At 59.7% G+C, this 22027-nt stretch carries 12 protein-coding genes and 1 pseudogene (1 of these 13 only partly in view); 7 read left to right on the top strand and 6 right to left on the bottom strand.

Features of this window, described 5'->3' with window-relative positions; all coding sequences use genetic code 11:
• Window positions 1-80 precede the first annotated feature (80 nt).
• From A3H92_09580 to A3H92_09560, 5 genes are all read left to right on the top strand, one after another.
• The gene (locus tag A3H92_09580) at window positions 81-1445 is read left to right on the top strand and encodes a cobyrinic acid a,c-diamide synthase (protein ID OHC74193.1); all 1365 of its coding nucleotides are present in this window, start codon (window positions 81-83) and stop codon (window positions 1443-1445) included.
• A 180-nt stretch (window positions 1446-1625) separates the two neighbouring features.
• Entirely contained in the window at window positions 1626-11423 is a 9798-nt protein-coding gene (locus A3H92_09575) for a hypothetical protein (GenBank protein ID OHC74152.1), read from the top strand.
• Between the two features lie 333 nt (window positions 11424-11756).
• Complete coding sequence (locus tag A3H92_09570; protein ID OHC74151.1) at window positions 11757-14063, top strand: hypothetical protein; 2307 nt, start codon at window positions 11757-11759, stop codon at window positions 14061-14063.
• A gap of 56 nt (window positions 14064-14119) precedes the next feature.
• Window positions 14120-15196, top strand: coding sequence for a hypothetical protein (locus A3H92_09565; GenBank protein OHC74150.1), 1077 nt, complete (start codon window positions 14120-14122; stop codon window positions 15194-15196).
• Window positions 15187-16344 carry a hypothetical protein gene (locus A3H92_09560; GenBank protein OHC74149.1) on the top strand — a complete coding sequence of 386 codons (1158 nt, stop codon included), beginning with the start codon at window positions 15187-15189 and terminating at the stop codon, window positions 16342-16344. The genes A3H92_09565 and A3H92_09560 overlap by 10 nt, the downstream gene beginning before the upstream one ends.
• Window positions 16345-16357: 13 nt before the next feature.
• Here A3H92_09560 and A3H92_09555 read toward each other — a convergent pair whose 3' ends face one another.
• Window positions 16358-17470, bottom strand: a complete 1113-nt coding sequence (locus tag A3H92_09555) for a hypothetical protein (protein OHC74148.1) — start codon at window positions 17468-17470, stop codon at window positions 16358-16360.
• 131 nt (window positions 17471-17601) lie between these two features.
• Between A3H92_09555 and A3H92_09550 the strand changes: the two genes are divergently transcribed.
• Window positions 17602-17886, top strand: a complete 285-nt coding sequence (locus A3H92_09550) for a ferritin (protein ID OHC74147.1) — start codon at window positions 17602-17604, stop codon at window positions 17884-17886.
• A 256-nt stretch (window positions 17887-18142) separates the two neighbouring features.
• On the opposite strand, the gene A3H92_09545 is transcribed toward A3H92_09550, so the two are convergent.
• Together A3H92_09545 and A3H92_09540 are read right to left on the bottom strand one after the other, a co-directional pair.
• Complete coding sequence (locus A3H92_09545; GenBank protein ID OHC74146.1) at window positions 18143-19030, bottom strand: LysR family transcriptional regulator; 888 nt, start codon at window positions 19028-19030, stop codon at window positions 18143-18145.
• A gap of 9 nt (window positions 19031-19039) precedes the next feature.
• Window positions 19040-19978, bottom strand: a complete 939-nt coding sequence (locus A3H92_09540; protein ID OHC74192.1) for a thioredoxin-disulfide reductase — start codon at window positions 19976-19978, stop codon at window positions 19040-19042.
• Window positions 19979-20130: 152 nt separating this feature from the next.
• Here A3H92_09540 and A3H92_09535 point away from each other — a divergent pair, with 152 nt between their 5' ends.
• A complete protein-coding gene (locus A3H92_09535; protein ID OHC74145.1) occupies window positions 20131-20613 on the top strand; it encodes an AsnC family transcriptional regulator in 483 nt (160 codons plus the stop codon).
• A gap of 170 nt (window positions 20614-20783) precedes the next feature.
• Here A3H92_09535 and A3H92_09530 read toward each other — a convergent pair whose 3' ends face one another.
• The 3 genes and pseudogenes from A3H92_09530 to A3H92_09520 all read right to left on the bottom strand — a co-directional run.
• Entirely contained in the window at window positions 20784-20987 is a 204-nt protein-coding gene (locus A3H92_09530; GenBank protein ID OHC74144.1) for a hypothetical protein, read from the bottom strand.
• A gap of 206 nt (window positions 20988-21193) precedes the next feature.
• A complete protein-coding gene (locus A3H92_09525) occupies window positions 21194-21940 on the bottom strand; it encodes a hypothetical protein (GenBank protein OHC74143.1) in 747 nt (248 codons plus the stop codon).
• A 46-nt stretch (window positions 21941-21986) separates the two neighbouring features.
• Window positions 21987-22027, bottom strand: a pseudogene (locus A3H92_09520) (DNA topoisomerase I); it runs 2536 nt beyond the window's last position.

Genomic DNA, 22027 nt, shown 5'->3' with positions numbered 1-22027 from the left:
AATTTCCCTAACCTACACATAAGACGCTTCGACAGACAACTCCCCTTGCCTGCGCCGGGGCCGTCCCTAATATGTCCAATATGTCACAACTGCTGATTTCCGCGACCCGCAAGTCATCCGGGAAGACCGCCGTCGCCGTCGGACTGTGCGCGGCGCTGGCCGGGCGCGGGCTGAAGGCGCAGCCCTTCAAGAAAGGCCCCGATTATATCGACCCCCTGTGGTTGAGCGCCGCCGCCGAAGGAACGTGCCGCAATCTCGACTACAACACCATGAGCGCCGATGAGATAAGCGCCTGCTTTCGCCGCCATGCCTGCGGCGCCGATATCTGCCTGATCGAGGGGTCCAAGGGCCTTCACGACGGCCTTGATCCCGAAGGCGGCGACAGCACGGCGGCGCTGGCGGCCTTGCTGGGGGCGCCGGTGGCGTTGGTGTTTGACGCAGAGGGGATCACGCGGGGCGTCGCTTCCCTGCTGCTCGGCTGTCAGGCATTTGTTCCGGACCTCCCTTTTGCCGGGGTCATTCTCAACAAAGTCGCCGGGGAGCGGCACGAGAGCAAGCTGAGAGCCGCCATTGAGCGCTACACCGACCTTCCGGTGCTGGGGGCGGTGCGGCGCAGCCGGGAGATGGAGATAAACGAGCGCCATCTGGGGCTGATCCCCCCTGATGAATCATTGCGGACCAATGAAAAAATCGCCGCCATCGCCTTGCAGGTGGCCGATCAGGTGGACCTTGATCGGTTGCTTGAAAAGGCGGCGCCGGTTCGGCGCGTCTCGCGGAAAGCCTCGCCTTCCGTTGTCGCCGACGTACGCATCGGCCTCGCCCGCGACGCCGCCTTCGGTTTTTACTACGCCGACGACGTGGAAGGCTTGCGGGCGGCGGGCGCCGAGGTGGTCGAGTTCAACACTTTGCAGGATTCAGGTCTGCCCGAGGTGGACGGCCTGTTCATCGGCGGCGGCTTCCCGGAAACCCATATGGAGGCGCTGGAGGCCAATGCTCCGCTCCGGGCCGCCATCCGCGACGCCATTGAGGGCGGAATGCCGGCCTATGCCGAATGCGGCGGACTGATGTATCTGTCGAGGTCAATTGAATGGAACGAACGCCGCCATAAAATGGCGGGAGTTATCGACGGCGACGCGGTGATGCGCCGCCGGCCCGTGGGCCGGGGCTATGTGCGGGTGCAGGAGACCGGGAAGGGGCCATGGCCGCTGCTTGACGGCGAGGGCCGCCCCGGCGCCTTTCCCGCCCACGAATTCCATTATTCGAGCCTGGAAAATCTGAGGGACGGCTATGATTTCGCTTACAAGATGTTGCGCGGCGAAGGACTGGGCAAAGGCCGCGACGGCATCGTCTACAAGAACCTGCTGGCCTGTTTCATCCACCAGCGCGATGTCGAGGGCAACCGCTGGACCAAACGCTTCGTTGATTTCGTGCGCTCGGCGCGATGATCGCATAGGGTTCATGATATGTTTGCCTTGGTTATTGCCGTGACGCCAATCCGGCGTCGGCCTAAGATTACCCTGATGAAATCCTGATAAAACATACGGCAATTTATCTTTAATTGTGGTAATGTGAATTTCAGTACGAAGGGGAGGCTTTGGTCGGTGGCGGTAGCGTTAGACTTACCCTTGGCGAGGGGGGCCGATGAAAAGATTGTCCGCCCGGACGGGTTGATCGCCGAAACGGTGGTCCCGGACTGGGTTCTTGATCATGCCTCTTTCGAGCGGTCGGGCGCCGATCTGGTGATCACGGCGGCGGACGGTTCCGCCGTCGTTGTTTCCGGTTATTTCTCGGCCGTTTCTCCGCCGGCGCTGATGACGCTGTCGGGAACAAACATCCCCGCCCTGCGAGTCAAAGCCGCCGTCGAGGCCGCTTTGCCTTATCAGGTCGCCCAGGCCGAGACCGCAGCCACAGACGCCGCCTCCGGCGACGTTGCCCCCGGCGACGTTGCTCCTGCCGACACGGCTGCCCCCGGCGATGCTTTTACCTCGGCGCTGGAAGACCTGCTGACTTCCCTGTCCGACGGCGGAGAAATAACCGAGGCGATGCGGGCCGTCTTCCAGAAGGCGGCGGCGGAAGCTATTGCCGGCGGAATGCCCGCCGATGAGGCGATGGCGGCGGTGGAATCCTTCACCAATCTTTTGGTTTCTTCTATTAACCAGGGCCTCACCCCGGCGGAGGCCCTGGCCAACGCCAAGAGCGTGTTTACGGGGGGATTTGCCGCCGTGTCGGCGGCGGCGTCGGTCGGGAACACGCTTCTTGACGCTTTGGCCACCGGTGAGAATCTTAATGAGGCCGTTGGCGGGTCGGAAGAGTTCCAGGCCGCCCTGTCCGAAGCCTTGCAAAATGGCGGCTCTCTCGATGACGCCATTCAGATCGCCAACGCCGCCGCCACCGCCCAGGAAGAGGCGGCGACCGGCGACGGCGGGATTCTCGGCGCTCTGGCGACGGGTGAGAACTTTAATGAGATATTCGGCGGATCGGAAGAGTTCCAGGCCGCCCTGTCCGACGCCCTGGAGAAGGGCGCCGCTCCCGACCTTGCCGTTCAAAGCGCCAACGCCGCCAACGCCGCCGTCCTTCGGGCGCAGTCCGCGTTGTCCGTGGAAGGCGATCCCATGCTGGCCGCCCTGGCCACCGGCGATAATATGGATATGTTCGCCGGCGGCTCCAGGGACTTTATGCAGGCCATGTCCGACGCCCTGCAAAACGGCGGCTCCCTGGCCGACGCCGTCGGCGCCGCCAACGCCGCCAATGATGCTGTCGCCAGGGGAGAGGCGGCGGCGGATCGCGGCGGCGGCGATCCCATGCTGGCCGCCCTGGCCACCGGCGACAATGTGGATCAGGTGATCGGCAATTCTGCGGCCTTTCAGAACGCCTTGTCCGACGCCTTGAATCAGGGCGGCTCGCCCGCCGCCGCCGCGCAGGCGGCCGGCGCCGCCATCAGCGCCTTTAACCAGGCGGCCTCCGCCATGGATCAGGGCCGAGGCGATCCGGTTCTCGCCGCTCTGGCCTCGGGCCAGAATGTCGATTCGGCGATCGGCGGATCGGCGGCGTTCCAGAATGCCTTGTCCGACGCCCTGGGGAATGGAGCGAACCCGGCGGCCGCAGTCGCCGCCGCCACCGATATTTCCAACGCCATAGCCAGCGCCACGGCGGCAGTGAATCCGGTAACGCCGCCAAGCGGCTCGGCATCATCTCCGGCCCCGTTTGTGCCGACTTTTGCTCCACCGCCGCCGCCTCCGCCGCCGCCTCCGCCCCCCCCGCCGCCGCCTCCGCCCCCGGTTTCCATGCCTGTGTTCACACCGCCGCCACCGCCGCCGCCGCCTGTTTACACTCCGCCGCCACCGCCGCCTCCGCCGCCGCCGGTGGTGGTGGTATTGCCGCCTCCGCCTCCGCCGGTCGTTTACACCCTTAAACCGCCGCCGGCCAATAACGCGCCGACGGTTTCCGACTTCGCCAAGGCGGGCGACGAGGATAATACCGTCGCCTTCACCAAGCTCAACTTCACGAGCGCGTACGCCGACGCCGATGGAGACGCCATGAGCAGTGTTCGGGTCACCTCACTGGCGGCGAACGGCATACTGAAGCTGGGCGGCGTCGCCGTCATCGTCGATCAGGCCATCGCCGCCATCGACTTGGATGCCCTGACCTTCGCGCCGACCGCCGATTGGAACGGCATCGCCGGCTTTGAATGGAAGGGCTATGACGGGGAGGCCTATTCGGGGGCCTCATCCCTGGTCACCATCACCATCAACGCCGTCAACGACGCGCCTGTGCTTGACGCTACGGCGACGCCGGTATTCACCGCCACCAACGAGGACACAACCAGCGCCGGAAAAACGGTGGCCGATCTGGTGGTTGATGCTTCAATCACCGACGCTGACGGAACGGCGGTTGAGGCCATCGCGGTGACGGCGGTGGACAACACTAACGGCGCCTGGCAGTACAAGGTCGGCAGCGGCGCATGGACAGCCTTCGGAACGCCGTCGGCATCGGCGGCGCGGCTTCTCGACGGCGCCGATATGGTGCGCTTTGTTCCCAACGCCGATTGGCATGGCTCCCCGACTATTTCCTTCAAGGCATGGGACCAGACTGCGGGCGCGGCGGGGGGCATAGCCGATACCACCACAAGCGGCGGCACGACGGCGTTCGGCGCGACTATCGACACCGCCGCCATTACCGTCACGCCGATTGCCGATACTCCAAACGCCGTTAACGCCACGACCGATGAGGACACGCAATCATCTTCCGGCTTGGCGCTAACTCGCAATGTTGTGGACGGCGCCGAGGTTACCCACTTCAAGATCACCAACATTACCGGCGGCGTCCTTTACAAGAACGACGGCGTGACGGTGGTCATCAACAATACCTTCCTCACCTACGCCGAAGGCAACGCCGGCCTCAAGTTCACGCCGACCGCCAATTCGATCAGCAACGGCAGCTTTAACTTTCAGGCATCGACCGGCGACGGCGACGGCGGGCTGGGCGGCTCAATGGCGACGGCGACTATCGCCGTCAACCCGATTGCCGACACGCCTAGCGTGACCAACGCCGTCACCAGCGAGGATACCCAGTCTTCAACCGGGCTGGTGCTCAGCCGCAACGCGGCGGACGGGGCGGAAGTTACCCACTTCAAGATTGCCGGACTCACCGGCGGCGCGCTTTATCAGAATAACGGCACGACGGCGATCAACAACGGCGATTTTATCACCTACGCCGAAGGCCACGCCGGCCTCAGGTTTATGCCGACCGCCAACGCCAACACGACATGGGAATTCACCGCGCAAGCCTCGACCGGCAACGCCGCCGCCGGGCTGGGCGGCGAGGCGGTCACTGCCGCCATCACCGCCACCCCCGTCAACGACGCCCCGGTGCTCAACACTGCGGCCGCGCCGGTATTCACCGCCACTAACGAGGACACGACCAGCGCCGGAAAAACGGTGGCCGATCTGGTGGTTGACGGCTCGATCACCGACGTTGACGGCGCGGCGGTTGAGGCCATCGCGGTGACGGCGGTGGATAACATTAACGGCGCCTGGCAGTACTCACTCGACGGCAACTCGTGGTCGGCCTTTGGCGCGCCGTCAATAACGGCGGCGCGGCTTCTCGGCAGTACCGACATGGTGCGCTTTGTTCCCTCTGCCAACCGGCACGGCTCGGCGACTATTACCTTCAAGGCCTGGGACAAGAGTGCGGGCGCGGCGGGAGAGACGGCGAACACCACCGCCAGCGGCGGCATAACGGCGTTCAGTTCGGCGGACGACACCGCCGCCATCACCGTCGCGCCGATTGCCGACACGCCGACGGTCGCTTCTCCTACCATCAACGAGGATACGAACAGCGGGGCCATCGCCATCAGCCGCAATGCCGTCGATGGGGCCGAGATAACCCATTACAAGATCACCTCGATCTCCGGCGGCTCGCTGTACAGCGACTCCGGATATAGCAGCCAGATCGCCAACGAGGCTTTCATCGTCTCGGCGGGCGCGACCACCAACGTCTACTTCCGCCCGACCGCCAACTCCAACATAGCGGGGGCGTTCACCGCGCAGGCAGCATCGACCAGCGCCGCCGCCGGCGGGCTGGGTGGCTCGACGGCTATCTCCACCATCACCGTCACCCCCGTCAATGACGCTCCGGCGCCGGCCGCCAACACAGGATTGAGCGTCGCCCGTGGCACGGTGGGCGCCACTATCACCAATTCCATGCTGCGGACAACGGACGTCGACAACACATCGTCCCAGTTGACCTTCACCCTGGGCAGCGCGCCTTCCGGCGGAACCTTGTACAAATCGGGGGCCGCCCTCGGCAACGGCAGCGCCTTCACCCAGAACGACATCGACAACAATCGAATCACCTATACCAACTCCGGCGGAGGTTCGAGCGACAGCTTCACTTTCAGTGTGGCCGATGGACAGGGTGGCGCGATCTCGACCAGCACCTTCACCATAACGCCGACCTCCTCGCAGGCGCCGACGGCGATCACTGCGACCCGCCCGGCCTCGGCCCCCTCGCCGACCAACGTCATCTCCGGGCATTCCATCATCAGCGGACTCGGCGGGTCGTCCGGATTCGGCGAAACCATGCTGACTCGCGGCGACGACGGCTATCAGACCATTGATGTATCGTCGGTATTTCCCGGTGGCTTCGGATTTTTCGGAAGCACTCCCTGGAGCGCCGCCACTCAGTTTCACATCGGGATAAACGGCTATATCACCATGGGTTCGACCGGCGATGGCGGATACGTTCCCGCCGGAATATCGGTGTCGACGCGACCAATCATCGCGCCGTTTTATTTGGATGTAGATACCAGACCGACCTCAACAACCTACAACACTGCCGGAAATTCCACCGGCAGCAACGCCATCTATGTCGACAAGGACACGACAAACGGCGTCGTCACCGTGACCTTCGACGATATTGGGGAATATTCAGGCATAACTACCCATTCCAACGCTTTCCAGGTACGCTTGTATAATAAGGGCGGCGCCGATTTCGACATTGAGTTCCGTTATGAAGACATCGGCTGGTCCAGCCATAGCGGATCGTACACATCCGCAGGCTGGTCATCAGGCAATGGGGTCAACTATTCCGAGATTACAGGCTCACGGACCAGCGCCATGAGCGGTCTGGCCTCCATGTCCAACATCGGACAGGCCGGCGTATTCTATTGGCAGGTGCGCAGCGGGAATGTGGCGGACAGTATTGGCGTTCAAGAGAATTCGGTCGGCGGCGTTGCGGTGGCGACCCTTGCCGCCACCGACGCCACGTCCGGCGACGTTATTACCTTCTCGCTCACCGACGATGCGAATGGGCGCTTTGTTATCGTCGGCAACGAACTCAGGGTCGCCGGCGGCGCCGTTATTGATTACGAGACGGCGACCAGCCACACCGTGAAAATCCGGGCCACTGATTCCAGCGGCCTGATCTACGAGAAGAACTTGATCATCGGTGTTACTAACGTCGTCGATCCCCTCGTTAACACCGCGCCGGCGCTCAACACCGCCGCCACGCCGGTGTTCACCGTCATCAGCGAGGATAACACGGCGAGCGGCGGAAAAACGGTGGCTGATTTGGTGGTTGACGGCTCAATCACCGACGTTGACGGCGCGGCGGTTGAGGCCATCGCGGTGACGGCGGTGGATAATGCCCACGGCGCCTGGCAGTACAAAATCGGCGCCGGCTCATGGACCGCATTCGGAACGCCATCGGCATCGGCGGCGCGGCTTCTCGACAGTACTGACATGGTGCGCTTCGTTCCCAATGCTGACTGGAACGGCGCGGCGAATATTACCTTCAAGGCCTGGGACAAGAGCGCGGGTACGGCGGGGCAGACGGCGGACACCACTGCCGGCGGCGGCGCGACGGCGTTCAGCGCCCTCACCGATACCGCATCCATCAACGTCACCGCCGTCAACGACGCGCCGACGGCGGCGAACGCCACGCTGACCCTGAACGAAGATGCTTCGCGCCCGTTTTCTGCGGTCGATTTCGGCTATGCCGATGTTGAGGGCGATGCCCTTTCTTCCGTCCGCTTCAACAGCCAGACAGGGGCGGGCGCGCTGGAACACAATAGCGGCGGCGTGTGGTCGGCGGTCAATCTCGGCGGCGGGGCGCAGAGTTTCACCAAGGCCGACATTGATGCGGGTAATCTGCGCTTCACGCCTGCGGCCAACGCCAACGGCGCCGGTTATGCCGGTTTCTCTTTTGACGTTAATGACGGCGCCGCTTTTTCGGCCACGGCAAAGACCTTGACCATGAATGTCACCGCCGTCAATGACGCGCCGGTGCTGGTCAACAACCCGGCGGCGTTGACATTCGACGGGGTGAATGATTACGGCACGACCAGCGGATTCACGCTCAACAACAACGCCTCGTTCTCGTGGGAGTTCTGGTCCTATCGCGACGGCACCAGCTTCGATCTCGCCCTGGGTCAGGGAGCTTCCGCCAGCGATCAGGGGCTGCATATCGGCTATCGGGGCGTAAACATTAGCGATAATCCAAACGTATTCGTCTTCGGCTTCTGGGGCAACGACTTGAACTATACCAGCGGCACGGATGTCGGCCAGTGGGTGCATTGGGCGGGCACCTATGACGGAACGAGCAACCAGCGCATCCTGTACAAGAATGGCGCCCAGGTGGCGACCGATACCTCCACCGGCGACTATACCGGAAGCGGCAATCTGTTCGTCGGCAACTGGACCAGTGGGAGTTGGGCGCTCTTCGACGGCAAGCTCGACGACATGCGCCTGTGGTCCGACGTGCGCACGGGCACCGAGATTTCCGAGAATTACACCCGGCAACTGGCCGGCAACGAGACCGATCTGTTGGCCTATTGGCGCTTCGACGAGGGAACGGGAACGACGGCCTATGACCTGGCCGCAAACGGCGGGGCGCAAAATCTGACCTTTTCCGGTTCCCCCGCCTGGACCGAAGGCTCCGCTCCGGTCGAACGCGACGATGCGCTGGTATTTGACGGGGTGGATGACGTAGTCACCGTGTCAGGCATCGACCTCGCCAACAACTCCTTTTCGTGGGAGTTCTGGTCGTACAGGACCTCTTCGAGCGGCAACGACTTCATCTTCAGCCAAGGCCCCGGCGCTTCCATGCAGGGGCTTCACATCGGCTACTCCAACAACCAGTTCCAGTTCAATTTCTTCGGCAGCGACCTCGCCTACGCCGACAGCGGTCCTAACACCAATGAGTGGGTCCACTGGGCCGGCACCTATGATGCCGGCACCAACCTGCGCATCATCTACAAGAATGGTTCGGAAGTGACGCGCGATACCGCTACCGCCGACTATCAGGGAACCGGCACACTCTGTATCGGCAACACCACATGGCCGGGAAATAATTTCCAAGGCAAGATCGACGAGGTGCGGGTATGGAACGTGGCCCGCACGGCGAGCGAAATCCAGGCCAACATGAACAATTCCCTGGACGCCACGGCCAACGCCAACCTCAAGGGCTACTGGACCATGAACGAGGGCGCCGGGTTCAAGGCCTTCGACCAGACCGCCAACCATTACGACGGGACGCTGACCAACGGCGTCGATTTCGCCGGCAAGATGACTCCCCCCAACGGACAAGGCAATGCGCTGATGCTTGATGGGGTGAATGATTATGTGGACCTGGGAACAGGGGTCACGAATGGGCGGTTGAATATCGGCGCTGCCGGCGCCATGGAGATTTGGGCCAGTAGCGATGTCTGGAATAAAACGGGTAGCACCAATTATGACATCTTCAGCAACGGCATAAATGGTTTAACCAATGGGTCGCTGTATTTATCGATTCATGGCGATGTCGGATTGCATGTTCGTTATGGCGGCACAAGCGAAGGGGGAAATGTTTATGTGGCCAGCACGGTGAGCGATGGTTGGACTAATGGTTCTTGGCATCATATCGCCGCATCGTGGGAAACTGTCTCGGGGACAACGACAATTAAACTCTATGGCGACGGTGTTTTGCTTGGCGCGACAACAACAACCCTTGCTCTTACCCAAACCAATCCGGCATGGGAATTGGGCAAGGAATTGTTGACAAGTGTCAATAATGCTTCTGCCGGAAAATTAGCCGACGCCCGTTTATGGAACGTGGCCCGCACGGTAGACGAAATCCAGGCCAACATGAACAAGACCCTGGTCGGCAACGAGGCCAATCTGGTCGGCAACTGGAAGCTGGACCAGAGCCATGGCGTCACGGTTGACGATATCACCACCACCACCACTACCAACGACGGCGCCCTCGTCAACGGCGCCGGCTGGACGACCCCCTCCAAGGACGCGCCGACTAACGCCGGCAACACCGTCAACCAATTGGTGGTCAACGGCTCGATCACCGACGCTGACGGCGCGGCGGTCGAGGCCATCGCGGTGACGGCGGTGGACAATGCCCACGGCGTCTGGCAGTACAAAATCGGCGCCGGCTCATGGACGGCCTTCGGAGCGCCATCGGCATCGGCGGCGCGGCTTCTCGACAGTACCGACATGGTGCGCTTCGTTCCCAGCGCCAACTGGAACGGCGCGGCGACCATTACCTTCAAGGCCTGGGACAAGAGCGCGGGTACGGCGGGGCAGACGGCGGACACTACTACAAGCGGCGGCGCCACGGCGTTCAGCGCCGCCACCGACACCATCACCTTCAACGGCGGCGGCGTCGTCTATGACACCCTTACGACAGCTACAACAATACAAGGCGATTTAGGTGAACCCAACACAGCCTATTTCGGACAGACATTTACGGCGCAGAGTACGAATTTAAGCAGCGTTGCGGTTGGCGTCAGTTCTCCAAGCGGCTCACTGGATGGCGTTGATTTCCGCATCCTGGTGACCACGGTCACGATCAACAGCGGCGAGGTGAACCCCGTAACGATCCTTTACGAAAGCGCCACGCAAACGGTGGCCGTCGGTTCCGCCATGACGGAAGTTTCCGTTAGTCCTGGGTTGAGCAACCTGGTTATTGGCCAACGGTACGCCGTTATCCTCGATTCATACGTTGCTCGTGACGGTATAACCGGAGCCGGAAAAGTCGCCGCCACCGATCCCAACTCTGCGGAAATATTTTTCTACGCGAATATAGATGCCGGCGGCATCCGAGCCGACCATTTTACAGGGAACTGGGCCGAACCTGGCGGCGTTGACTTGGCGCTACGGCTCGTTGATCCCTTGATTGTCGATCTGGACGGCGACGGCGTCGAACTGATTACCCTGCCGGAGACGAGCCGCAGTTTCTCGATGACTCCCGACGGTCAATACTTCCCCTCCGGCTGGGCCGGGCCTGACGACGGCTTCCTGGTCATGGACAGGAACGGCAACGCCGAAATCGACAACATCACCGAAATGTTTTCGGAGTTTTTCGTTGACGGAGCGAACTCCGCCTTGCAGGCGTTGACGACAATGGACGGAAATCATGACGGCGTCATCGACAAAGGCGACGAGGCGTTTTCGTCGATGTCCATCTGGCGCGACGCCAATTCCGACAGCATTACCGACGCCGGCGAACTGACGTCGCTGGGCGAGGCGAAGATTGCCGCCATTTCGCTTGACGCCCAGGGCGTCGGGCTGCAACGGGAAGAAGGGGTGGTCCTTTCTCAAGGCGTATTCAAATACGAAGATGGCGGGCAGGGAGACTTCATCGAAGCCGCCCTGAAGGTTGCGACGCCTTCCTACGCCAACCTGGAATACATCACGGTCACCGGCGGCAATGCCTACAAGGCGATGGTGCTGGGATATGACGCCGCCGAGGCCGCCGTCGATAACTTCAGCTATTATTTGCCGGCGGAGCCGACCGATGTCGCCGTGGCCGTGGATGATAATGCGTCCATCTATGTCAGCGACGGCGACCTTGTTGACGGCTCGATCATTATTGCCGTCGCCGATGACGCCGCCAACGCCGCGACCGAGACCTTGTCGCTCGGCATGATTTAATTTTGAAATTGTGTACAGGGGGAAGAAAAACACAGAGGCGCAGAGGCACAGAGAAGATTTGAGCAAAGTTTTCTTTCTGCTTTTTTTTCTCTTTATCTTCCTCTGTGTCTCTGAGCCTCTGTGGAGAAAAATTCCTCCCCCTTGCTTCAAGGGGGAGGTCAGGAGGGGGTAAGAGTAACCTCCCCTGACCCCTCCTTGGTAAGGAGGGGAAAGCGCCGGGGCCGCTATGGGTCAATGATTAAGGCCGTTTGAATCTGCGTAATCTGTGGATTATCAGCCTTATCTTTTTTCATCGGCGACGGCGTTCTTTTCCTGTATCTTTCGCGGCGTCGTATAAAAAGGGCGCACAGCGTGAAAGACATTGAAGAATTCAAAATCAACGCAAGTGTTTATGAGTGGTGCGCGAAGGGAGTCTCGTGGCTTGAGAAACACCTGGGGCTGAATATCAAACTTCACGCCGCCGCCGAGGATATGCGGCGCGGCCAGATTTTCGTTTTTAATCATTTCGCCCGCTTTGAAACCTTTATCCCGCCCTATCTGATCTACCATCATACCGGAGCTTATTGCCGCTCCGTCGCCGACCACACCCTGTTTGAGGGAAACGAGACCTTCGCCGAATTCCTGTCCGATGTCGGCGCTTTGCCCAATAATCTGCCGCAACTGATGCCTTTCCTCGCCGCCGAGGTGCTGCGGGGACGCAAGGTGGTGGTGTTCCCGGAAGGCGGCATGGTTAAAGACCGCCGCGTTATGGATAAAAGCGGCGGCTATAACATTTATTCCCCGACCGCCCATGAACGCCGCAAGCATCACCGGGGGGCCGCCGTCATCGCCCAGACGCTGGACACCTTCAAGCAGCGCATCCTTTCGGTCCACAAGAGAGGAGAAACCGAGAGGCTGGAGCGCTGGGTGCGCGCTCTCGGACTGGAAAGCGTTGACGTGCTGATCGAGCGCGCCCGCGAACCGACGCTCATCATTCCCGCCAACATCACTTTCTATCCGCTGCGGGGGGCGGACAACCTGCTGAACAAGGCCGCCGAAATGTTTTTCAAGAACATGTCCGGCAATTTCTCCGAGGAGCTTATCATCGAGGGCAATATCCTGTTGAAGGACACCGACATGGATATCCGCTTCGGATCTCCCATCGACGCCGCCATGCAATGGAGTTGGTGGGAGCGAAAGCTTCTGAACGCCATGTTCAGGAACATCCATACTCTTGAAGAACTGTTCTCTCTCAAGGATCGGGCTATGAGCTGGGATGAAAAAATTCTGGCCCGCAGCATGAGCAGTCAGGTTCTGAATCTCCGCGATGAATACATGCGTTCCATTTACTCGATGGTGACGGTGAACTTCAGCCATCTGGCGGCGCGTCTGGTGATTGAATTGATCGGCAGGGACCGGATGGAAATAGGCAAGGACGAGTTTAACAAGGCCCTCTATCTGGCGATCAAGAACGTTCAAACCATTCCCTCCGTCAACCTGCATGAAAGCCTGCTTAATCCCGAGAAATACCGGGGATTGCTGGAAGGAGACTGCCTGGGGCTGGAACGTTTTCTGAAGACGGCCAAAGACGCGGGGCTGGTCGGACGCACGCCCAAATCCTACCGCTTCATGGGCAAATTACGCAGCGAGTATGAAATCGACGAGGTCCGCATCGAGAACCCGATTATGGTTTACGCTAATGAGATTGCGCCTCTTTCCGATGTGCGCGCCGCCGTTATCGACGGGCTTGAGCGGGCCGGAACCGTGCAGGCGGACGTTATCGCCTCGGACCTGTTTGAAGATGAACTGCGGGGACACGCCTGGAGCAAGGCCCGCTACCTTGAACCGGCCTACCGGGAGATCAATGACAAGGAGACGGCGACGAAAAGCGGCGAACCCTATCTGCTTTTGCCGAAAACAATCACCGGCGTCGGCGTCGTCATGGTGCATGGCTTTCTGGCTTCCCCCGCCGAGCTGAGGCCGTTCGCCGAAAAACTGACGGCGGCCGGTCACCCGGTGGTCGGGGTGCGGCTGGCGGGGCATGGGACTTCGCCCTGGGACCTTCGTAACCGGGAATGGCGGGAATGGCTGGATTCGGTGCGCCGGGGCTACCGCATCATGGCGGCATTCTCCGAGACCATTGCCATAGTCGGCTTCTCATCGGGAGGCGCCCTGGCGCTCCGCTTCGCCTCGGAGGAACCGCCGAATCTTGCCGGCGTCGCGGCAATCAGCGTTCCCCTGCGCTTCAAGGATCGCCGCATGGTGTTTGTTCCGCTGGTTCACGGGATTAACAAACTTACCCAATGGTTTTCCTCTTACGAGGGGGTCATGCCTTTTCGCAATAACGACAGCGAACACCCGGATATCAATTACAAGAGCATTCCCTTGCGCGGCCTTCATGAACTTCGCCACATGGTGGACGAGACCGAACGCAGGCTGCCGGCCGTGACCTGCCCGCTGCTGATTACCCAGGCCGCCGATGATCCGGTGGTCGATCCCGAAAGCAGCCTCATCATTCACAAAAATGTCGGCAGCAAGGACAATCGGTTGGTGATGATTTCTTCTAACCGCCACGGCATACTGGCTGATGACATCGGCAATACCAGGCAAACAGTGATGGATTTTCTGAAAAGCCTGGAATGGGGGGAAGGCGAGAATTGACGATGGCGGGGAAAACGTCGAAAACGCCGTTATCTGCCTCGAAGCATGATCGCCCCATGGCGATCACCGCGTTTCTGGGACATCAGGCGCTTGGCGAGTTCGTGATGCAGCACTTGACCGCCGCCTCTGTCGCCAGGGCCTTGCCGGGAAGCAGGATGGGGGTCATCTACCGCGACGACAGGCCATACAAGAACTTCATCACCATGATGAATCCCTATGTTTCCGCTACGATCAGGATTCCGGCGGGCAACAACGCCGTTATTCCCCTTGATTGGGTTGACGGCGATGACGACGCTCCCGACCGCCCCTTTGACGCGACATGGCGTGAGCAAGGTTTCCATAAACCCGACATTTTTCTTACTCCGTCAATGTTGGACATCGGGTGCTGTCTTGCGCCGGCGCCGGGATTGCGCATACCGCCGCACATGATTGACCTGTTGTCGCAGGCGCTTGTGCGGCGGGGGGTGGATCGGGACCGCTGGTTCGCCTGCGTTCACATGCGCGAGCATCATTACCGGTGGCGTTTCGGAATTGACCGCGTTCGTTGCGTGAACTCGAAAAGTTATCTCCCGATGATAAGCAACATCATCAATAAACAGGGAGGGCAAGTGGTGCGGCTGGGCGATCCCTCAATGACTCCCCTTCCTGAAATGGACGGCCTCATCGACCTCAGCCGGAGCGATAACAATTTCCCCGAACAAGCCTTTGCCTTGAGCCGGGCGCGATTTTTTGTCGGCGCCGAGTCCGGGATGACGCAACTAGCCTGCGCCATGAAGGCGCCGACGGCGACTACCAACACCTATATTGAGATCGGAGTATGGAACGACGGCGACGTCGCGATGATAAAGAAAGTCATATTGCCGGACGGCAATATAATCAGTCCCCGCGAGATGCTCGAAAGCGGGACGCTGACCATTAACAAATTGCGCATGGTGGGAACCGAAGTAATTGATAATACATCCGACGAATTAATTGCCGTCGCCGACCACATGCACAAGATTACTTCCGATTGCGTAGCATGGCGGAAGGAAATTACGGAAGAGGCCGACGCGCATACGTCTCCGGCGGGCATCTCCCTGCCTCTTCAATGGAGGCACATCCATGAGTATGCCGATCTGACCCTGTGGGAATAGAAATAATGGCGCACGGAAAATCGACGATGGCGGGGAAAACGCCGTTATTTACCTCGAAGCATGATCGCCCCATGGTGATCGCCGCGTTTCTGGGACATCAGGCGCTCGGCGAGTTCGTGATGCAGCACTTGACCGCCGCCTCCATCGCCGGGGCCTTGCCGGGAAGCAAGCTGGGAGTTATCTACCGCGATGACAGGTCATACAAGAACTTCATCACCCTGATGAATCCCTACGTTTCCGCTACGATCAGGATTCCGGCGGGCAACAACGCCGTTATTCCGCTTGACTGGTTTGACGGCGACGACGACGCTCCCAACCGTCCCTTCGACGCGGCATGGCGCGATCAGGGCTTCCATAACCCCGACATTTTTCTTACTCCGTCAATGTTGGATATAGGGAGATGCCTTGCGCCTACGCCCGTATTGCGCATACCGCCGCACATGACGGATATATTGTCACAATCGCTTGTGCAGCGGGGCGTGGACCGGGACCGCTGGTTCGCCTGCGTTCACATGCGCGAACCGCATTACTTCTGGCGTTATGATGTTGATCCGTTCCGTAATGTTGATCCGAAAAGTTATCTCCCGATGATAAGCAACATCATCAACAAGCAGGGGGGGCAAGTGGTGCGGCTGGGCGATCCCTCAATGACTCCCTTTCCTGAAATGGACGGCCTTATCGACCTCAGCCGGAGCGACAACAATTTCCCCGAACAGGCGTTTGCCTTGAGCCGGGCGCGATTTTTTGTCGGCGCCGAGTCCGGGACGACGCAACTCGCCAGCGCCATGAAGGCGCCGGCGGTCACCTCCAACGTCCATAGCGCGATCGGAGTATGGAACGACGGCGACGTCGCGATGGTGAAGAAAAGTGTTTTGCCCGACGGGAACATCATCGCCCCCCGCGATATGCTAAAAAGCGGCGCGCTGACCATCCATACCTTGCGCCCGGTGGGAATAAAAAAGATCGACAACACGCCGGATGAGCTGATCGCCGTCGCCGACCATATGTATAAAATTACTTCCGATTGCGTAGCCTGGCGGAAGGAAATTACGGAAGAGCCGAACACGCATGCGTCGTCGTCCGGCATTTCCCTGCCCCTTCAATGGAGGCATATCCATGAGTACGCCGATCTGACCCTATGGGAATAGACGCTCTAGAGCACTATTCCCAGAAGGTCACCAGCGGCTCGTCGCGCATCGGGAACGGAAAGGTCAGTTTGGCGGACTTTTCAGCGGCGATCTCGTCGGCTTTGGGCCGCCATCCGTCGCACCCCGAGGTCAGTTCATACATATGGTCGGCGACGGCGATCAGTTCATCCGGCGTATTGTCCCGATATTCCATGGTTTCGGGCAACGGGTTGTCCAGGTAGCCTTTCTCATAGGCTTCGCGGGTTCCAAGCTCCCTTTCTTCCGTTTCAACAATCTTTTTCGCCAACACAACGTCCCCCTTGTTCCATACCCTGTCGGCGAATCGCCGGACGTTGGTCACGGCGCACGGCGACATAAACGCCGAGGCCAGCGTCGCGGGGCCGGAATCGCCGCCGATGAAATAGCGGGCCGAACTGATGGCCGCCGCCTGCTCGGGCAGGGAATCGGGGATTTGTCTCAGGTCGATCACGCCTTTCATTTCCGTCAGCGCCGCCGTTTCCGGTTTTCCGATTATGACCACGCGGCCGCCTTGCTTTCCGGTAATGTGGCGGATCATCTGCAATTGGCTCTCTATCTCCGCCGTTTTGGTCAGGTGCAGACAGGCGAACCATTTGCCCGGGGCTATCTTGCGTTGTTCGAGGTTTTTTTGCAGAGGTTCCTCGCGCTCGGGAGGAATGCGGAACAGGGGAGGGGCTTCGGCAAGGCCCGAAAGGCGCGCCGCATCGGTGCGAAGCATGCCCGGCAACAGAACAAGATCAGGCTCGCCGAACTGACGCTCTTTCCATATGGGATCAGGACATTTGATAGGAGCGGCGACGCCGATGTCAAACCAATCGATAGGAATGGTAACGTCTGAATCCCGTTCAGCCTTTATTTCCGCGTGGATGTACGGATTACACTCGACGATAAACTCCCTGTACGGCGGGTGGTTCTTGAAGACGGCCAGCACGGAGGTGTGCAGGGGCTTGGTCAATGCCGCCGCCATCACGTTCTGGTGAATGAAGTCGCCGAAGCCGGCGCCGGAGAAGAATACGATGACCCTTCGGGTCTTATTCATTTCGGCCTTTTTTCTCTCGGAGTAGACCTTCATGTATTCAGTTAAGTAGTCGATGGAACTGTCGCTCATGTCTTGCCGTTTATGATCTGAAAATGTTCACTGTTGTCGGTAAATTCCTCTATAGTGGCATCATAACATCCTGACGCGCTTCGGCATATAAATCTTGATGTGCGCCGATATGGACCATAAGGAGGCAAATCATGACACTTCAGGAGCCGTGCGAGAATCTATCCGGGGCGACCCTTGACCTTCATCGGGCAATCATTTCATTAAGGGAAGAATTGGAGGCCGTCGATTTCTATCGTCAACGAAGCGATGCCTGCGGCGACGCGACGCTCAAGGAAATCATGCTGCATAATATGCGCGAAGAAATTGAGCACGCATCCATGCTGATGGAATGGATACGCCGCAACAACAAGGACTTCGCCGGAGAATTCGGGGATATACTGTTCAAGGACGGCCCCATCGCCGGAGATCACAAATAATTGACCGTGCGCAAAAAAACGCCGGGCCTATTTGAGGCCCGGCGAGTGTAACAGGGTAGAACGGCGTCCTAAGGACGCCCGGACCTGTTTACCAAGGGGGGGGAGGTAAGACAGGCCCCAAACAACGAGCATTGCGCCCGATTATTCGGCGATGCCGCTTGAGCAACATCGCATTAGTAAAATATAGAATCTTTTTAAAAATCCACCAGCCGCATTACAGAAGCCCTGCCATGCATAAAACGCATAGAGACCTACCCTAAAGCCCGTCCTTGGCGATTCGCTTCACCAGAAAGTCGCGGAAAGCGCCGATTCGTTGCGAGTGCCGCAATTCCTCGGGGTAAACAAAGAAAGTGTCATAGCTGGGGCCGCGTATTTCGGGCAGCAACTCGATCAGATCGCCGGATTCACGGCTCATGTAGTCGGGAAGACCGCCGATGCCCAGTCCCTTCTGCACGGCAAGGAAGATGCCGTAAATGCTGTTCACTTTAAGGATGGCGTTGCGCTTGTCGCCGGCTTTTCGTCCCACCTCCAATAACCAGTTGAGGTCCGCCGCCGGCGGAGAGTCCTCGCCGTAGACGATGAGATTGTGATTATCCAGGTCTTCGACGGTTTTCGGCGTACCGTGCTTGTTCAAATACTCGATCGTCGCAAATACGCGGTAGTGCATGGTCATCAGGCGACGGCGGATAAGATCGGGTTGATGCGGCTTCGTCATGCGGATGGCGACATCGGCCTCGCGCATGGCTATGTCAAGCTCGTTGTCGGCAAGCACCAGCGAGACCTTGATATCGGGATACATCTCAAGGAATTCCTTGATGCGCGGGGTCAGCCACACCGAACCGAAGGCGACCGTCGTCGTTATCTTAAGCGGTCCCTGAGGGCGCTCGGTATTTTCGCAGAGTCTGGCCTTGGTGCGGGTTAACTTGGTGAATATTTCCTGCGCCGTGCGGTACAGCAGGTCGCCTTGTTCGGTAAGGATCAGGCCACGGGCGTGGCGATGGAACAAGGTGACGTTGAGGCTTTTTTCGAGGGCGCCGACCTGCCGGCTGACGGCCGACTGGCTGAGGTTGAGCGTATCGCCCGCATGGGTGAAACTACCGGCCTCGGCGACCACATGGAAAATACGTAACTTGTCCCAATCCATGAAAGTTCCTTAGCTGTCCAGGAAATGCTCGGCCTCGATAGCGCTCATGCAGCCGGTGCCGGCGGCGGTCACCGCCTGGCGGAAAAGCTTGTCCTGAACGTCGCCGGCGGCGAAGACGCCCGGCACGTTGGTGACGGTTGAACCCGGTCTGGTGATCAGGTAGCCGTCATTGTCCATATCAAGCTGCCCCTTGAACAAATCGGTGTTGGGCGTATGTCCGATGGCGATGAACACCCCGTCAACGGCAATCTCGCTCAGTGTTCCTGTTTTAACGTTCCTGATCCTTATGCCGGTAACGTTAAGGGGTTTTTCAGCGCCGAGAATCTCGTCCGGCACGCTATCCCACACCACGCTGATTTTATCATTCTTGAACAGGCGCTGTTGCATGAGCTTGCTTGCGCGCAATTCATCGCGGCGATGGATCAGGATTACCTCCGAGGCATGATGGGTAAGGTAGATGGCCTCCTCGACGGCGGTGTCGCCGCCGCCGATCACCGCGACTTTCTTGCCGCGAAAGAAAAAGGCGTCGCAGGTGGCGCAGGCCGATACGCCCCAGCCCATGAACTTCTTTTCGCTCTCCGTGCCCAGCCAGCGCGCCGAAGCTCCGGTGCAGATGATCACCGTGTCTCCGGTATAGACGGCGCCGCCGTCGCCTTTCAGCACGAACGGGCGTTTTGACAGGTCGGCATTGACGATAATGTCGTCGAACATGACGGCGCCGACGGCCTCGGCCTGGGCGCGCATCCGCTCCATCAGGACAGGGCCTTGAATCGGTTCGGCAAAGCCGGGGAAGTTCTCCACATCGGTGGTGATGGTGAGTTGTCCGCCCGGCTGAAGCCCCTTGATCAGAATAGGCTTGAAATTGGCGCGGGCGGCGTAAATGGCGGCGGTATAGCCGGCCGGTCCCGAACCGATGATCAGAATCTTGGTATGGTGCGCGGGGGCCATGGCGAAGATGGTTTCCTGTGATTTCCTGAATGCCCCCAAGATAAGAACATGGCGGATAGGAAGCAAGTAAAGCCGTTCATTTTTCCGCAGGCAATATATTTGCTTTTTGGCGGCTTTTTTGTAATATTGTTGCGTGAAAGGAGGCGCCGCCGATGAAAGACAAGAGACAACGGGTCAAGCTGGACCGCGTTGACCGGCACATCCTCAACGACCTGCAAGCCCATGGCCGCATCACCAACGTCGAACTGGCCGAACGCGCCGGCATTTCGCCGCCGCCATGCCTGCGCCGGGTGCGGGCGTTGGAGGAATCCGGCTATATCCACGGCTACCACGCCGATATCGACCAGGCGCTGCTCGGCTTCAAGGAATCATTTTTCGCGCTGGTCGGCCTGGACAGTCAGGCGCAGACGGTGCTTCAGGAGTTCGAGGCCTTGGCCGCCGCTTGGCCCGAGGCGCGGGAATGCCACATGATCCGGGGCGGCGGCGACTTTTTGTTGAAACTGGTGGCGCGGGACAAGGAACACCGTGACGATCTGACCATGCGCCTCACCGCCGCCCCTCATGTCGCCAAGGTAACGACGCTGGAAACCATCCGCACCTCGAAACACGCTCCCGGCATTCCCATTGAGTGGTGAGCGCCTTAAAACAGCCGCGAAGATAATCATCCGGGTTCATCGGTGTTTATCCGTGGTTCCATAATACCAAAGGTCATTAATGGCGACCTCTGGTATAACCTCCCCCGGCCCCTCCTTGGCAAGGAGGGGAGAAAAGTTCCTCCCCTTAACTAAGGGGAGGTCAGGAGGGGTTAAATTGCGGAAAATTCCAACCGCTTCCAGAGTAAATCAGGCTGATCAATGAGGAAACGCATCAAGCGGAGTTTTTTTCTGGCGGCCGGCCTGTTTTTCGTCGGCCTCGGGATAATAGGCGCGTTTTTGCCCGTAATGCCGACGATGCCGTTCATGATATTGGCTTTATGGTGCTTCGCCCGCAGTTCGGAGCGGTTCCACACATGGCTTTACACCCACCGTCTCTTCGGCCCTTCCCTTCAGCTATGGGAGAAGCACCGCGTGATCCCGCCCATCGCCAAACTGGGAGCAATAGCGGGGATGACCGGCAGCATGATCTATGTATCCCTGTTCTCTGAAGCCCCCTGGCACCTACTCGCCGCCATGGGCGTCTTTATGGCGAGCGCCGCCTGGTGGCTTCTTTCCAAGCCTAGCGCAGCGCCGCCAGTTGATAGGATTGAGGACCGGCATCAATGTTCAAAGCCCAAGCGGCGTTGAACCCGGCGCTCTCCAGACGGGGACGCAAAGCTTTGGCGTCTTCGGGGGTGAGGGGGCCGACCACTACCCGATGCACGGTGCGTCGGCCGACCGTTGCCGCCACCACCCTGGCGGAAAGGCCGGAATTACGCCGCGCCATGCGTTCGGCGTTTCCGGGCGCGGCGAAGCTGGCCAGCACAAAATGCAGGCCGCCGCTTTCTGAAGCTATAGCCGGTTCGGGGGCGGGTTTTGCGTCCGGCGCAGCGGCGGACATAGCGGCGAATCTGGCTTCAAACTCCGGTTCGAGGGCGGAGACCAGCACCGTGCCTGGGGTGATTTTGGGGGCGCTCGGCGCCGCCGGCCGAGCAGGCCGGGAATCAACAACCTCGACAGGAACCGACTTGTCTTCCGGCCCGCCGTCCCATTCGTCTCCTTCGTTGGCGACCTTAACAACCTTGGCGACCGCTGTTCCATTATCCTGACAGAACTCTCCGCCGGAAACGCCGCGCCAGACGGCGCAGTCTTTGGCGGCGACCGCAGAAATGCCGTGATCGGCGATTGTCTTTTCGGTGGCGAACAGGCTGATGCCGTCGGCGACCAGGGCCGCGACCTGCATCTCGATCCCGCAGCCGGACAGGAACAGGGGGAAAACAACAAAGGCGGACAGGCGTGAGAACCGGAACATGGATTCCTTCTCCATACAGTTGTGACTGCCGACCATGAAGGAAATTAGTTAACGAATCGTGTCAGGCTGCGGCTTTTTTAGCGGCGGGCTTTTTCTTCTTGG

It is taken from the genome of Rhodospirillales bacterium RIFCSPLOWO2_02_FULL_58_16 (assembly GCA_001830425.1).
In the GTDB taxonomy this organism is placed as follows: Bacteria; Pseudomonadota; Alphaproteobacteria; order Rhodospirillales; family 2-02-FULL-58-16; genus 2-02-FULL-58-16.
The sequence above is the reverse complement of the archived record's forward strand: the minus strand, read 5'-3'. Positions and strand labels throughout refer to the sequence as shown.

What these genes read in the sequence shown, in the direction of transcription:
- A3H92_09580 (OHC74193.1), top strand. Translation starts at nt 81, where the DNA reads ATGTCACAACTGCTGATTTCCGCGACCCGCAAGTCATCCGGGAAGACC.
- A3H92_09565 (OHC74150.1), top strand. Translation starts at nt 14,120, where the DNA reads ATGGCGATCACCGCGTTTCTGGGACATCAGGCGCTTGGCGAGTTCGTG.
- A3H92_09555 (OHC74148.1), bottom strand. Translation starts at nt 17,470, where the DNA reads ATGAGCGACAGTTCCATCGACTACTTAACTGAATACATGAAGGTCTAC.
- A3H92_09550 (OHC74147.1), top strand. Translation starts at nt 17,602, where the DNA reads ATGACACTTCAGGAGCCGTGCGAGAATCTATCCGGGGCGACCCTTGAC.
- A3H92_09545 (OHC74146.1), bottom strand. Translation starts at nt 19,030, where the DNA reads ATGGATTGGGACAAGTTACGTATTTTCCATGTGGTCGCCGAGGCCGGT.
- A3H92_09540 (OHC74192.1), bottom strand. Translation starts at nt 19,978, where the DNA reads ATGGCCCCCGCGCACCATACCAAGATTCTGATCATCGGTTCGGGACCG.
- A3H92_09535 (OHC74145.1), top strand. Translation starts at nt 20,131, where the DNA reads ATGAAAGACAAGAGACAACGGGTCAAGCTGGACCGCGTTGACCGGCAC.
- A3H92_09525 (OHC74143.1), bottom strand. Translation starts at nt 21,940, where the DNA reads ATGGAGAAGGAATCCATGTTCCGGTTCTCACGCCTGTCCGCCTTTGTT.